The sequence below is a fragment of the Rhizobium sp. Nf11,1 genome, from assembly GCF_050587665.1.
Taxonomy (GTDB): Bacteria; Pseudomonadota; Alphaproteobacteria; order Rhizobiales; family Rhizobiaceae; genus Rhizobium.
The window spans coordinates 185,099-197,119 of the sequence record NZ_JBOBHU010000003.1 but is presented as its reverse complement, the minus strand read 5'-3'; the positions used below and the strand labels follow the sequence as shown (position 1 = coordinate 197,119).

The following is a 12,021-nucleotide window of genomic DNA, read 5'->3' as shown; positions in this document are numbered from 1 at the left end:
GACGCCGTCGCCGCTCTCGGCTACTCGCCTGCCGGAGAGGCCCCGGCTGCCTCGTGCTCGCAAGGAAACACCCGTGCCCGGTCACCACGACGTCCTCGATAGATCCTATGACGCCTTCCTCTTCGATATGGACGGAACGCTGCTGAATTCCATTGCCGTCGTCGAGCGCGTCTGGAGTGAATGGGCAAGACGCCATGGTTTCGAGCCGGAGGTTTTCCTGAAAACGATTCACGGCATCCGTGCCTCCGACGTGATCCGCGGCCTCGGCTTGCCGGGTGTCGATCCGGCGCACGAGGCGGATCTGCTGCTGGCCGAGGAGATGGAGGACGTCGCCGGCATCGTCGAAATCCCCGACGCCGTCCGCTTCCTCAACGCTATCCCCGACGGCAGATGGGCGATCGTCACCTCGGCGCCGATCGAACTCGCCAGGCGCCGCATGGCTGCAGCCGGCATTCCGATGCCGAGGGTGATCGTCAGTGGCGAAACGGTCAAATCGGGCAAGCCGAGCCCCGAGGGTTATCTGCTCGGTGCACATCGACTCGGGGTCGACCCAGCGAACTGCCTGGTCTTCGAAGATGCCGTTGCCGGCATTCTCGCTGGCGAGGCCGCCGGCGCCGATGTCACCGTCGTCACCGAAACCCACGCCACGCCTTTCGAAACTCCGCATTTTTCGGTTGCCAATTATCGGGCGTGGCAGCCTCGCCAGACCGCCGAAGGCCGGCTGAAGGTCGTCGCAATCTGAACGTTACCGGACGAACTGATGTCAGTGGAATCATATTGACATAAGAGACTTCCGCCAGATTGATTTGCAACGGCGCGTTGAGTTCGTTTAAAAAGTTGGTCGCAAGCCCCACCAGGGTGGTCGTGCGCGGCCCTCGGCGCTGTGCTCCATGTTAACGTCGATCAGCACCCCAGCTACCGGCGTCGCTTCGAAGCGAAGGGCAGTATCCGGTCGGCGGGATTGCCAATCATGCCGAGTACGCCGACGTCCTATTTCTCAGCGCGGTTGAGGAGAATGCGCATTTCGTCGAAGCGGCGCTTGCGGTCACCGTCATCGGCGTTCGGTGAATAGCACGTGCTCGACACGCAGAAGCGAGCCAGGTTGTGCGGCTTGTCCGCCTTGTCGAACTCGCATTCGAATATGTCGGTCATTTCGGCCGGCGCGGCTCCCTGCCGCGTCGAATAGGACATGCGGACACCCGGCGGCTTCAACTCGGGAAAGGATTGCACGGTGCCGATAGCGAGCTGATCGGTCATAAAGAAGCTCTTTGCCACGGATTTGCAGGTATCCTCGAGCTCAGGCGACTGCGCCATCGCATCAGCGGGTAAGGCGAACGCGGCAAAGGCAAACAATATGATCGGCTTACGCACTGTGACTTCCTCCACTGTCTCTGTCGATTGAGGTAGAGCGGTGAGACCAAAAGCAAATGGTGGTCTGACTGCGGTGAATCAAACAACCCCACCATGTCCGCTTGTGGTGACATCGGACTTCAGTCTCGGGTTCGCGATTGTTTTCCAACATCAAGTGTCTGTTGGCGATCAATAGCCTTTAGCCGAGCCATTATCTGCAAACAGCTTCTTCCTGGCATACCACTCGCATTCGAAGTTTTGCGAACCGGCGAGAAACACGTGCACATGATGCTCCTCACCGCCGGTTTCCACCTCGACACCTCGCGTTGGATTTTAGAATGTAACTCCGGTAGGCGCATCAGTCGCACGACACAAGCGCGAGCATCGGTTGGCGGTAGTCAAAGCCATCGCTGATGAAAAGAAAGCTGCAATCGCCAAAGGTCGGGCGCAGATTGCAAATGAGCTCGCTTCTACTGCAGACGACGAGACTCCGTCATTGAAGGCTGAGCACGCCTTGCGTTTCAAATGGAAAGGATGGTCAACGAATTCGCCATCGGAAACATCGCGTGGAACTTTCGGGGGACTGTTTGCGCCGATCTGTGCTTTTCGACGGCTTCCGTTCTATTTTTATTCCACGACCCTCATTTTCCCCTTGCGCTATGAAGGCCGATTTCATAAAGCAATCAAGCCGTTTCGGCAGGTCGGGGCGTAGCGCAGCCCGGTAGCGCACTTGACTGGGGGTCAAGGGGTCGCTGGTTCGAGTCCAGTCGCCCCGACCATTTATCCCCTTGAAATCCCAGTCAGAACACCACGATAAATGTGAGTGCAGCGCGTGCGTGGCTGCGGTAGAGAACGGGCCGTCAGTGCGGTTTCTGCGCGATTGCAATCATCGATTTTGCCAGAAGCGGAATTCTTCCGACATACTCGAAGTCGACGTCTTCGAAACCTGTGTCGAGCAGCAGCGTGCTGAGCGTCCCCGGGGACCAGAATTTGATATGGCCATGCTCTTTGAGCGGCATGAAATGGTCATCCATCTTTCCGCTTACGGCCAAAGCCAGATTTTTCCAGTAACCGTGAAAAGGCGTCGAGACGACCGCAATGCCGCCCGGTTTCACCAGATCGTACATGGTTGCCGAGAAAGCCTTCGGGTCGTAAACATGCTCCACCACCTCTATGCTGATCACCGCATCGAAGGTCCCGTAGCGGCTGGAAAGATCGTCGTAGCCGGAACCGATTTCCAGCGGAAGATCGGGATGGACCGCTTTCGCTTTCGCAATACCGTCCTCCGACGGATCGACGCCCACGACGTCGTAGCCTTTCTCCACAAGCACCGAGGCAGCGCCGCCGGTGCCGCAGCCGAGATCAAAGACCGCCGTTTCGCTAGCCTCGTGGAAAGTGTTTTCAAGAACATCGACAACGGTCGGCAGGATATAGGAATGAGCAGTCGTCGGCTTGGCGTGAACATAGGTAGTAGCGTCCAGTTCGATAGACATTTTACCTCCTGAAAAAATAAAACGAGCCGAGGCAATGGTACGGCGGACTTTGACGGCAGTGTGGTGCCGTTATGGTAATAAGGTGATCAACGCCGGTCGGCATTCGCCACATCCTCCGATGCCCATCGGTCGAACCGCTTTAAGCTCCTCTTCACCACGATGCGAGCGATGGTCATGCTCGCGGCGGGAATATCCCGAAGCCGATTGACAGGGGGGTGCGAAGATGCTGAAAACAGCCGGACTTCGGATCCATGTCATCAGGTGGAGAAAATCGTCAGTCTATCTGGTTCGATTTTGACCATTTGAAGTAAATCATCTGATGAAGTGCTCCCTTGACGGGAGTGGTCGAAAAATAGCTCTCTAGTTCTTTTTGGGAATCCATCAAAGATGGACGAGCAGTTGTCTATTTTGTTAGGGCTATACAGAGTTTTAGGCCAAATGGCTTGGTTTTGAATTTCAGAGAACCTTTTAACGTTTCGCATTTTTGCGAACACGTGTAGATTAGGACTGTTCCTCTCAGAGATTGCCTGGTGCGAGCGCATGGTGGATATGAACCAGACTCTAACTTGCAGGCAGGCCCTTGCCGGTGCTTTCCAAGCTCTGTCGGACGAGGCGGTCAAGGCCGGTTGGTCGGAGGGCGACGTCGCCCTCGCGCTTGCCGAACTTGCCGAGGAACGAGTGATCGAGCTGACCGCCAAGGTGATCACCGAAGGCTTCATCGATCCGCCGTTCATCGCCGCTGGCGGCCGCCGCAACGGCTGAAGCGCGTTGCGGCAACGCCGGGATCAGGATCAAGCCGCGAACGGCGAATCCGAAAAAACGCAACACGCCTGAGCCGCTCTCACACCGGTAATCCTGTGGCCTTCGCCGCTGTGACAAAGGAAACTCCGTGTGCCGTGCGGGCTGCGCAGCCGATCGAGCGCATCAGGACAATGTTGGAGCGCAACGCGATAATCGCCCCTCGGCTTGCCCGGCCATCGGTTCAGATATTCGACGGCGTCGCGGGCGGTGGAAACGATCAGCTGCTGGATGGAGAGTAGACTTGGACGGGGAGGGAAAGTGTTTTTTACTCAGCGTTGCATTCGCAGATACCTCCTGCAAAACGCGCTGCATGCGCGGGGAGGAAATTTTGTTTGCGCAGTTGCTAAAGTTAGGACCGTCACGCATAATAACTTCATTGTCGGTTGCGGAGGGCGGCCGGCGATGCAAGCGTGTAGGCGTTTGCCCTCGGAGGGAAGTGCGGCGTGATGTTACGGTCATCAATTCATCCGCATGATTTACCGCTCTTTTCGGAAGATCTCGATCTGCTTTCGCAAGTGCTCGGCAAGGTCTGCGACGAACGCGGCCTGGTCAGAACGACGCCGGAAGCCGAGAGGATCGGTGCGGTTATCATTCAGCTTTACAGGCAGGGCGTGAGAGACGGCGGCAAACTCGCCGACCTTGCCAAGACCTATCTCTGACACGCGGTTCCCGCAATAAAGGATGAGACCGCGGAACCTGACGGATGGGTCTGGTCAGTCATCATTGGCGGCATTGAGGTTTTCCGGCCGGATGCCGTCATCGGTTGATGTGCGTGCCCGCAACCGGATGCCGGGGCCGCCTTCATCTTGATTGCCGCTCGACAGGAAGATGATGCCGTGCGCCTCGAGGGTGCTGCGCACGTCGAACAGCGCATGCGGCTCACCCTCAAACTCGCCCTTTTCCAACGCCGTCACGATCTCGACCGGCAGGCCGCTTGCGGCGGCGAGCTCTTCGATGCTCATTCCGATCATGGCGCGCGCGCCGCGTATCTGCGTTGCTGTGATCATGGTGCAAAATCTAGCGCATTTGCCGCGCTTCGCAAGTGGCGCAGCGGCTGATTGCGACCTGCCATAATGTTCAAGCGTCCCGCAATTTTACACCGAACAGATCGTCATGCATGCGCTCGACGGCGATCCCCATGCCTCCCATGAGGGCGGCGCGGTTGCCGAAGCGGCTGATCTCTATGCGCGGCGGGTAGGGGGTGCAACGCGGCAGAAAACCTCGGATGGCGTTTACGAGCTCCGGCCTTGCACCGATGCTGCCGCCGGTGATCACCAACTCGGGGTCGAGAGTTGCTCCGATGGCGGCAATAGCGATGGCCACCAGCCTCGCCGTTTCTTCGATTGCGGCGATGGCGCTCGTTTCGCCTGCGTTGAACGCAGCGAAGAGGTCGGCCACAGTAGAGGCGTTGCGCCCGCCGAAACCGGTATAGCGCCGCAGCATCGCAACGCTGCCGACCGCGCTCTCAAAGGTGCCGAGCGTAAATCCGCCGGGATCAAAAGCATCGCCGCCGAGCGGAAGATAGGCGATTTCGCCGGCCGCGCCACGGGCGCCACGCAACAGCGCGCCATTGGCGATAATGCCCATGCCAACGCCGGTGCCAAGCGCCACGAAAGCAAAATTGCCGACCTCGACGCCGTGTCCCCGCCATCTCTCCCCTTGCGCGGCGAGGTTGACGTCATTTTCGATGATCACCGGTATGCCCATCTTGTCGCTGAACGCTTGCCGCAGATCCATCGCGTCCACGCCGGGAATATTCGGCGCTACATTGATATGTCCGGTAGCCGGATCGAGGACGCCGGGACTGCCGAGAACGACGAGACGCAGCTTGTCGGCAGTCGTCCCTGCCGCAAGCGCGAGTTGAGTGATCAGGTCGCTGAACTGGTTGACGAGATGCGGTCCACCGCGTGGGTCGGTGGGCACTTTGGTTTCTGCAACGACGTTACCTAGCAGATCGCAGATAGCCGCAGCGATCTTGGTGCCTCCGAGATCGATGGAGACAGCCAGGCCCGCGCTTGCGTTGATTTCATAGATGATCGCATTCCGGCCGGGACGACCATCGGTCTGCCCGACAGCTTTTAGCCACCCATCATCCTCAAGATCGCGCACGACATCGGAAATCGTCTGTTTCGATAAGCCGGTCAGCTTGGCAATATCGGCGCGAGAAATCTTCCGCTTGGCTAACACGGCCCGGATCACCGCGTTGGTCGAGATTTTTCGTGCGATGGGAGTCTGTACGATAGAAGAGTTCGTTGCCATCCGGCTGCTCGTTCCAATTAGTTCGAGGTGTATCCCTAATGTAAGGTCGGTCCGGTTCTCAACCACCGCGAAATGGCGCGTTTAGTCCTCCACCCTCGTCTCGTTAGCCGAGTTCAGTACACGGAAGCCGACAATTTGTCTACGTCCTTGACAAAAGAGGAGCCGCCTGTAGGCTGGGGATCAACGCGTAATCAAATGCGCGATTGAAGAGGGTGTGGACAAGTATGCACCATACATATTGTCTGGGTCAGCGCGCACGCGCCAAGATCGCCCAAAGAAGAATCGGCTCAGGCTGGTTCGGCTGTTTCTCCGTTTCGCATCCTGCGGGTTCCTCAACGCGGCTGTCGGGGACCAGTGTATGATAAAGCCCTCGACCGATGGACAGCTTTCAGCCGACGCCGGCGTCTTGCTGCCTATAATGGCGCCACGCCTTCAGGCGGATGTTCACCCGGACGGATATGCCGATCTTGCCCTTTGGGGTGCCGGCAGCTTGGGGCGCGTGCGGTTTTCTCCGATCACCGGCCCCTATAGCTACGCTCCGAACCGGCTCGTCTCGAAACAGGGCGGCGTTTTCGTCGCGCAGTCGCTGCCGGTGATGCTGATCAAAGGAGTGCGCCTGCAGGGCGTCTATCCAGCGCGCCGTTGCGCGTGGTGGCACGAGCCGGATGGGCGAGACGCGAAAGCGAAGGTGTCCCGCAGCGGCCAACGGCAGATTTTCGAAATGGGCTGGGGCGCGCTTATCGTGGAAGCTCAAGATTCCGATCTGCGGATTGCCGGCGGCGCTTCGAGAGACGAAGCCGAGAAAGCCCTCGATCTCGCCAGCGAAGCCATTATCACCGAAGCCGCGGATTATGTGTTGCGTTGCGATGTGACGCCTGACGCCGACCCGCTGATGCGCAGCATGGTCTGTCAGGGGATACATGCGGCTCTTTCCAGCATAAGGCGCGACGAAAATGGCGCCTTCGCCGGCCTTGCCGCCGGACAGGCCTATAGCGCTCCGGCGCGGACCTATTACCGCGATGGCTATTGGACGATGCAGCCTCTTCTGATGCTTGCTCCGGAGGCGGTGCGCGACGAGATCCGGCTGCTCGCCAAGGGAATACAGCCCGACGGAGAGGCCCCGAGCGGCGTTATCCTGACGGGACCGGCGCAGTCGGATGCCTGGCAGCGCTTCGTCGCCGACTGCAAGGTCAACCCCAAAAATCACAAAAGAGCAGTTCCCGAGTATCATAATCGTCCGCAAGATTGGTGGAGCGACCACTTCGACAGTCCGCTTTTCTTCATTCTTTTTCTGGATGACTATTTCGGCGTTACGAAAGACGCGGCCGAGGTGCAGCTTCATTGGCCCACGGTGAGGGCGATCATGGATCGCTATGTCAGTCTGGCCGGTCCCGACAGCGTTCTGCCGCTGAAGCCGCGCAACGATCGGGATTGGGCGGACAACGTCTTCCGTGACGGTCTTGTCTCCTATGACCTCGGTCTCTTCGTCGGCGCGCTGGATGCGGTGGCAAGACTGGGCGAAGGACACGATCCGACCCTTGCCGAACATGCACGCAAGACCGCAATGCTTGCCCGCCGGGAAATCGAAGCCAGGCTCTTCGTGCCAGCAACGGGAGGATATCTCGACTACGGAACGCCTGGCTTGTTTGTCGAGGATCATCTGGCTCTCGACAGCCTGACCTTGTCGCGATTTAGTGCTATTTCAGAGGAGAAGGCTGTCGGCCTCCTGAGAGCGTTCGAAACCAGACTGGAAACGCGCAACAATCAGGAACAGCCCTATGGCAGTTGGGGTGTAATGTGCGCCTATCCACCATTCAAGCGGCAAAGCGATTTGCGATCCAAGACCGCCTTTCCCTACCGCTACCATAACGGCTCGGACTGGCCTTATTGGGACGGCGCCTACGCCGAAGAACGCCTTCGCCACGGACTTGGAGGCGCGCGCTACGCGCTGACGCGCTGGTGGGAAACCTGCCTCGACAACGGCTGGATCGGCGCGGTGGAATATTTCTCGCCGCCTTACGGGCGCGGCTCGCTGCTTCAGGGCTGGAGCGCCATGCCGGCGGCGGTGGTTCTCAAATATGGGCTGGACGCCGCAAATGCGGAGCCGATGTCATGAACTCTACGGCGTCGTCGGCTTTAGCCAAATCCCTATTCGATCCGCATTGCGAAGGCGACGCCGCCATCCCGTTCGAATTCCGAAAAGCCGAGGTGGCGGTAGAAGCCCCTGGCGCGTTCGTTGTTCGGATCGACGCCGAGATGTACGGCTCCGACCCCATGATCCTTGAGCGCCTGAAGCTCGGTGCTGATCATCCTGCGTCCCCAGCCCGCGGCCTGACGCCCGGGAAGAATATTGATGTGGAGATGCGCGGGGTACTGGTCTTGAAGCCACGCCGTTCCGCTGCGAGGATTGTGAATTCGCTCGATCACGTCGGCGTCGCGCGGACGGGCGGGCGTCAGTCCCGCGATCTCCCGGCGCACGAACGGCCACCAATTCGCCTGCAAGTCTCTGTCGAACGCGCTGGTATCCGGCGTGCCGACGACATAGCCGACCGCTCGGTCGTTCTGAACGAGAACAAAGGCGAAGTCTTTGGCGAATTTGAGATAGGGTACCGACCAGATGTAGCCGGGCAGATGCGGGTCGCTGTAAAGCGCGCTCGCATCGTCTCCGCCATTCGCCGTTTTCAGGCAGATCTCGAAAAGGGCGTCGATATCCGCATCAATCGCCGGACGAATGAAGCAATTGGTGTCCATCACGTTGCCACCTCCTGCGTGGCTTTGTCATTTCAGGCCGCGAGAAGGCTGATGCATTGACGATTACCTCAGATTCGCCAGCCCGGCAAAGCTCTGAGGGAAGAAAACGTTCGGCCGGTGCGTGGCGCCCGGCCTGAACGGGGAGTGGAGAATAAACCGAATAAAGGTGGAACAGAGGAGAAGTAGCGTGAAATCGATCAACATTCTGTCGGCAAGCCAATGGAAGGCAGCTGTCGCGCTGACCGGCGCTGCGCTTGTAAGCTTCAGCCTTTCGGCGGCGGCGCGCGCTGACGATCTGGCTGTATGGGACGACCAGACCTATGAAGGTCAGAGTGCGGTCATCGAGCAATTGAACAAGGACTTCGAGGCTGCGCATCCCGGCGTTACGATCAAGCGTACCGCCCGCACCTTCGATGACATGAAGTTGACGCTGAAGCTTGCGGTCTCGGCAGGCAACGGCCCGGTCGTCACGAAAGTCAACCAGGGCGCCGGCGATATGGGCGCGATGGTCAAGGAAGGACTGCTCCTGCCGGTTGACGACTACATCAAGAAATACAGCTGGGATAAGCGGCAGTCCGATTCCGTGCTGGCGCGAGATCGCTGGGATGGGCCAAAGTTTGGCGTCGGTAAGACCTACGGCATATCAGGCCTCGCCGAGATCGTCGGCCTCTACTACAACAAGAAGATCCTCGACGATGCCGGCATAGCGCTCCCGAAGACCTTCGAGGAACTCCTGGCCGATCTCGACAAGCTGAAGGAAAAGGGCGTTGCGCCCTTCATGATGGGCAGCGCAAAGCAGCATCTGGCCCTGCACATGATCGGCGCCATCGATCAAGCCCATATCGACGCAAGCAATCGCGCCGAACTTGACGATTTGATCTATGGCAGGGGCGGCTCCTGGAACACCAAGGGCAACATCGAATCCGCAAAACTGGTGCAGAAGTGGGCGCAGGGCGGCTATTTCTATCCCGGTTTCGAGGGCATTTCGGGTGACGACGCCGTCCAGCTTTTCATATCAGGGCAGGGCGCCTTCCTGATCTCGGGAACCTGGTATTTCGGTGATATGCAGCACAACCAGGATATCGGCTTCATGGCCATTCCTGCCCCGAAAGGCATTACCAAGCCGCTGAGCGTCGGAGGCGTGGATCTTGCCTGGGCGATAACGAGCCTTGCCAAAGATCAGAAAACGAAGGACCTGGCCGGTGAATATATCGACTACATGGTTTCGGAAAAGGCTGCCGAAACCTGGGCCAATGCCAGCTACCTTCCGGCAACGTCGCTTGCGGCGGATGCAAAGCCCAAGCTCACGCCGCTGCTGAGCTCCGGCATCGAGATGTGGAAGACGCTCAACGCCAACGACGCTCTCGGCCACTATCCCGATTGGTCGAGCCCGACGATGCTGAAGACAATCGACGATAACACGCCGCTTCTCCTGTCCGGCAAGATCACGCCTGAAGCCTTTGTCGACGCTATGGACAAGGATTATCAGGCTTACCTGAAGGGTCAGAAATAAATGGCGCGGACGCAGGCCGCGACCGTCCGCGGCCTGCGTTCCGTCGACATCATTTCAAGAAATCAGCGCCGCGATCTCAGGCTTGCTGCACGACGACCATAGCTTTGGCTTCATGGAGTACCGGAATGAAGCGCTCCCCACTTGATGGCTCCGAACATATCAATTCGATCTATCTCTTCCCCGGATTGCTGCTTTACGCGGCTTTTGTCTTCGGGCCGATTGTCGCGGCTTTGGGGTTGAGTCTGACCAGTTGGGACGGCTTGACCGTGCCCAAATGGGTTGGCCTCGGCAATTACATCGATCTCTTTTCAGATGATCGTTTTTACATCGCCTTGCGCAACAATGCCGAGCTGATGATATTCTACTGCGTCCTGCCGCTCGGGCTCGGCATAGGTCTTGCCGCCTGCGTCTGGAATCTGAAGCAACGGGAACAGCTCGCTCTGCGGACATTCCTGTTCCTCCCATATATCATGCCGACTGCCGTGTTGGGCATCATCTGGGCATGGCTCTACAATCCTGCATTCGGCCCGTTCAACCAGTTTCTGAGAGCGGTGGGGCTAGGCATGTTCGCACTCCCTTGGCTGGGAGATTTCAACTTCGTGCTTCCCGCGGTCGGGATCGTTGCCACCTGGTATTTCTTCGGCTTCTGCATGGTCATCTTCCTCACGGGAATCCAGCGCATCGATCCATCGCTGTTTGATGCTGCAAAGGTCGATGGCGCGTCGGCGCGAAAGACGTTTTTCTGGATAACCCTGCCGCTTCTCATGCCGGAGATCAGGGTGGTTTTGCTGCTGACGGTCATCGCCTCGATCAAGAGTTTCGACCTGATTTTTACAATGACCCGCGGCGGACCCGCCAACGCCACGCTCGTGCCGAATATCTACATGTACCAGCTCGGTTTCGAGCTCAATAGGTTCGGCGCGGCGGCGGCCATCGCCATTGTCGGCGCGCTGCTGACATTCGCCATCAATTTTGCAATTCACCGGTTGGTGGGCTCAAGAAGTAAAGGAATGGCTTGATGAGCCGCAAGTCCAACATTCCCGCCGCCCCGCTCTTCCTTCGCCTTGTCCTCTGGCTTCTTGCATTCGTAACGATTACGCCGTTCCTGCTTCTGCTGCTCACTTCGATCAAGAGCAAGGCCGACGTTCTGCAGGGCGCATTCGCGCTGCCGGCATATCCGCATTTCGAAAATTACCTCGATGCCTGGAACGCCGGCCATTTCAACATCTACTTCTGGAATTCGATCATCGTTGTCATTCCTGTCGTTGCGGCAAGCGTCCTTCTGGGCCTGCTGACGGGTTTTGCCTTCGCTTATCTGTCCTTTCCGCTCAGGCGCACGCTGTTCGCGATCCTGACACTCGGCATGATGGTGCCGGCGGAGGCCTTCATCATCCCGCTTTATTATGAAATGCGGTATCTTGGGCTGATCAACACCTATGCGGCCGTCATCGTGCCGCAGATCGCGATGTCGATACCATTCTCTACGATCTTTCTTGCTAGCGCGATGCAGCAATTGCCGGAAGAAATTCTGGAAGCGGCTGTTCTCGATGGCGCGGGGCGCTTCTATATTTTGCGCAAGATCGTCGTTCCGCTGATGGTGCCGGCAATGTCGACGCTGGCGTTGTTCCTGTTCATTTGGACCTGGAACGAGTTTCTGATTCCCTTCATTCTGGTGAATGACGATGCCTATCGGACACTGCCCCTCGGCATGCTGTTTTTCCAGGGACGTTACACCGTCAACACGCCGGTTCTGACCGCCGGTGCCGTGATCGTCATTGCCCCGCTAATCCTGACCTATCTCGTTTTCCAGCGGCGGTTTATTGCCGGCTTGACGGCAGGCGCGACGAAATAGCC

General features: G+C 58.3%; 14 protein-coding genes and 1 tRNA gene. 9 read left to right on the top strand and 6 right to left on the bottom strand.

Annotation, left to right across the window (positions count from 1 at the left end; genetic code table 11):
- The first annotated feature begins 73 nt into the window (after window positions 1-73).
- Window positions 74-742 (top strand): HAD family hydrolase, encoded by a 669-nt coding sequence (locus ACQ7C1_RS06540; protein WP_430957712.1) that lies wholly within the window; start codon window positions 74-76, stop codon window positions 740-742.
- Between the two features lie 248 nt (window positions 743-990).
- Here ACQ7C1_RS06540 and ACQ7C1_RS06535 read toward each other — a convergent pair whose 3' ends face one another.
- Entirely contained in the window at window positions 991-1,371 is a 381-nt protein-coding gene (locus tag ACQ7C1_RS06535; RefSeq protein WP_430957711.1) for a hypothetical protein, read from the bottom strand.
- Window positions 1,372-1,738: 367 nt separating this feature from the next.
- Between ACQ7C1_RS06535 and ACQ7C1_RS06530 the strand changes: the two genes are divergently transcribed.
- Both ACQ7C1_RS06530 and ACQ7C1_RS06525 read left to right on the top strand, forming a co-directional pair.
- The gene (locus tag ACQ7C1_RS06530) at window positions 1,739-2,062 is read left to right on the top strand and encodes a hypothetical protein (RefSeq protein WP_176536257.1); all 324 of its coding nucleotides are present in this window, start codon (window positions 1,739-1,741) and stop codon (window positions 2,060-2,062) included.
- Window positions 2,053-2,129, top strand: a tRNA-Pro gene (locus ACQ7C1_RS06525). Before ACQ7C1_RS06530 ends, ACQ7C1_RS06525 begins: the two co-directional genes overlap by 10 nt.
- Before the next feature lie 81 nt (window positions 2,130-2,210).
- Here the strand turns inward: ACQ7C1_RS06525 and ACQ7C1_RS06520 are convergent.
- Window positions 2,211-2,843 (bottom strand): class I SAM-dependent methyltransferase, encoded by a 633-nt coding sequence (locus ACQ7C1_RS06520; protein WP_085777731.1) that lies wholly within the window; start codon window positions 2,841-2,843, stop codon window positions 2,211-2,213.
- A 540-nt stretch (window positions 2,844-3,383) separates the two neighbouring features.
- Here ACQ7C1_RS06520 and ACQ7C1_RS06515 point away from each other — a divergent pair.
- Window positions 3,384-3,605 carry a hypothetical protein gene (locus ACQ7C1_RS06515; RefSeq protein WP_430957710.1) on the top strand — a complete coding sequence of 74 codons (222 nt, stop codon included), beginning with the start codon at window positions 3,384-3,386 and terminating at the stop codon, window positions 3,603-3,605.
- 29 nt (window positions 3,606-3,634) lie between these two features.
- Here ACQ7C1_RS06515 and ACQ7C1_RS06510 read toward each other — a convergent pair whose 3' ends face one another.
- Window positions 3,635-3,829: a hypothetical protein gene (locus ACQ7C1_RS06510; protein WP_430957874.1), complete on the bottom strand. Its 195-nt coding sequence runs from the start codon at window positions 3,827-3,829 to the stop codon at window positions 3,635-3,637.
- Between the two features lie 261 nt (window positions 3,830-4,090).
- Here ACQ7C1_RS06510 and ACQ7C1_RS06505 point away from each other — a divergent pair, with 261 nt between their 5' ends.
- Window positions 4,091-4,303, top strand: a complete 213-nt coding sequence (locus ACQ7C1_RS06505) for a hypothetical protein (RefSeq protein ID WP_430957709.1) — start codon at window positions 4,091-4,093, stop codon at window positions 4,301-4,303.
- Between the two features lie 54 nt (window positions 4,304-4,357).
- Here ACQ7C1_RS06505 and ACQ7C1_RS06500 read toward each other — a convergent pair whose 3' ends face one another.
- Together ACQ7C1_RS06500 and ACQ7C1_RS06495 are read right to left on the bottom strand one after the other, a co-directional pair.
- On the bottom strand, window positions 4,358-4,651 hold the full coding sequence (locus ACQ7C1_RS06500) for a helix-turn-helix domain-containing protein (RefSeq protein WP_097598408.1): 294 nt from the start codon (window positions 4,649-4,651) through the stop codon (window positions 4,358-4,360).
- Window positions 4,652-4,721: 70 nt separating this feature from the next.
- Window positions 4,722-5,903 (bottom strand): ROK family transcriptional regulator, encoded by a 1,182-nt coding sequence (locus ACQ7C1_RS06495; protein ID WP_430957708.1) that lies wholly within the window; start codon window positions 5,901-5,903, stop codon window positions 4,722-4,724.
- 358 nt (window positions 5,904-6,261) lie between these two features.
- Here ACQ7C1_RS06495 and ACQ7C1_RS06490 point away from each other — a divergent pair, with 358 nt between their 5' ends.
- On the top strand, window positions 6,262-8,019 hold the full coding sequence (locus tag ACQ7C1_RS06490; RefSeq protein WP_430957707.1) for a glycogen debranching protein: 1,758 nt from the start codon (window positions 6,262-6,264) through the stop codon (window positions 8,017-8,019).
- A gap of 32 nt (window positions 8,020-8,051) precedes the next feature.
- Here ACQ7C1_RS06490 and ACQ7C1_RS06485 read toward each other — a convergent pair whose 3' ends face one another.
- Entirely contained in the window at window positions 8,052-8,654 is a 603-nt protein-coding gene (locus ACQ7C1_RS06485; RefSeq protein WP_430957873.1) for a GNAT family N-acetyltransferase, read from the bottom strand.
- A gap of 166 nt (window positions 8,655-8,820) precedes the next feature.
- Here ACQ7C1_RS06485 and ACQ7C1_RS06480 point away from each other — a divergent pair, with 166 nt between their 5' ends.
- The 3 genes from ACQ7C1_RS06480 (at window position 8,821) to ACQ7C1_RS06470 (ending at window position 12,019) form a co-directional block, all read left to right on the top strand.
- Entirely contained in the window at window positions 8,821-10,167 is a 1,347-nt protein-coding gene (locus ACQ7C1_RS06480; RefSeq protein ID WP_430957706.1) for an extracellular solute-binding protein, read from the top strand.
- 125 nt (window positions 10,168-10,292) lie between these two features.
- Window positions 10,293-11,186, top strand: a complete 894-nt coding sequence (locus tag ACQ7C1_RS06475; RefSeq protein WP_430957705.1) for a carbohydrate ABC transporter permease — start codon at window positions 10,293-10,295, stop codon at window positions 11,184-11,186.
- Entirely contained in the window at window positions 11,186-12,019 is an 834-nt protein-coding gene (locus ACQ7C1_RS06470; RefSeq protein ID WP_430957704.1) for a carbohydrate ABC transporter permease, read from the top strand. The genes ACQ7C1_RS06475 and ACQ7C1_RS06470 overlap by 1 nt, the downstream gene beginning before the upstream one ends.
- The last annotated feature ends 2 nt before the right edge of the window (window positions 12,020-12,021 follow it).

Coding starts and splice junctions, on each gene's coding strand:
- ACQ7C1_RS06520 (WP_085777731.1), bottom strand. CDS start 2,843: ATGTCTATCGAACTGGACGCTACTACCTATGTTCACGCCAAGCCGACG.
- ACQ7C1_RS06515 (WP_430957710.1), top strand. CDS start 3,384: ATGGTGGATATGAACCAGACTCTAACTTGCAGGCAGGCCCTTGCCGGT.
- ACQ7C1_RS06505 (WP_430957709.1), top strand. CDS start 4,091: ATGTTACGGTCATCAATTCATCCGCATGATTTACCGCTCTTTTCGGAA.
- ACQ7C1_RS06500 (WP_097598408.1), bottom strand. CDS start 4,651: ATGATCACAGCAACGCAGATACGCGGCGCGCGCGCCATGATCGGAATG.
- ACQ7C1_RS06495 (WP_430957708.1), bottom strand. CDS start 5,903: ATGGCAACGAACTCTTCTATCGTACAGACTCCCATCGCACGAAAAATC.
- ACQ7C1_RS06490 (WP_430957707.1), top strand. CDS start 6,262: ATGATAAAGCCCTCGACCGATGGACAGCTTTCAGCCGACGCCGGCGTC.
- ACQ7C1_RS06485 (WP_430957873.1), bottom strand. CDS start 8,654: ATGGACACCAATTGCTTCATTCGTCCGGCGATTGATGCGGATATCGAC.
- ACQ7C1_RS06475 (WP_430957705.1), top strand. CDS start 10,293: ATGAAGCGCTCCCCACTTGATGGCTCCGAACATATCAATTCGATCTAT.
- ACQ7C1_RS06470 (WP_430957704.1), top strand. CDS start 11,186: ATGAGCCGCAAGTCCAACATTCCCGCCGCCCCGCTCTTCCTTCGCCTT.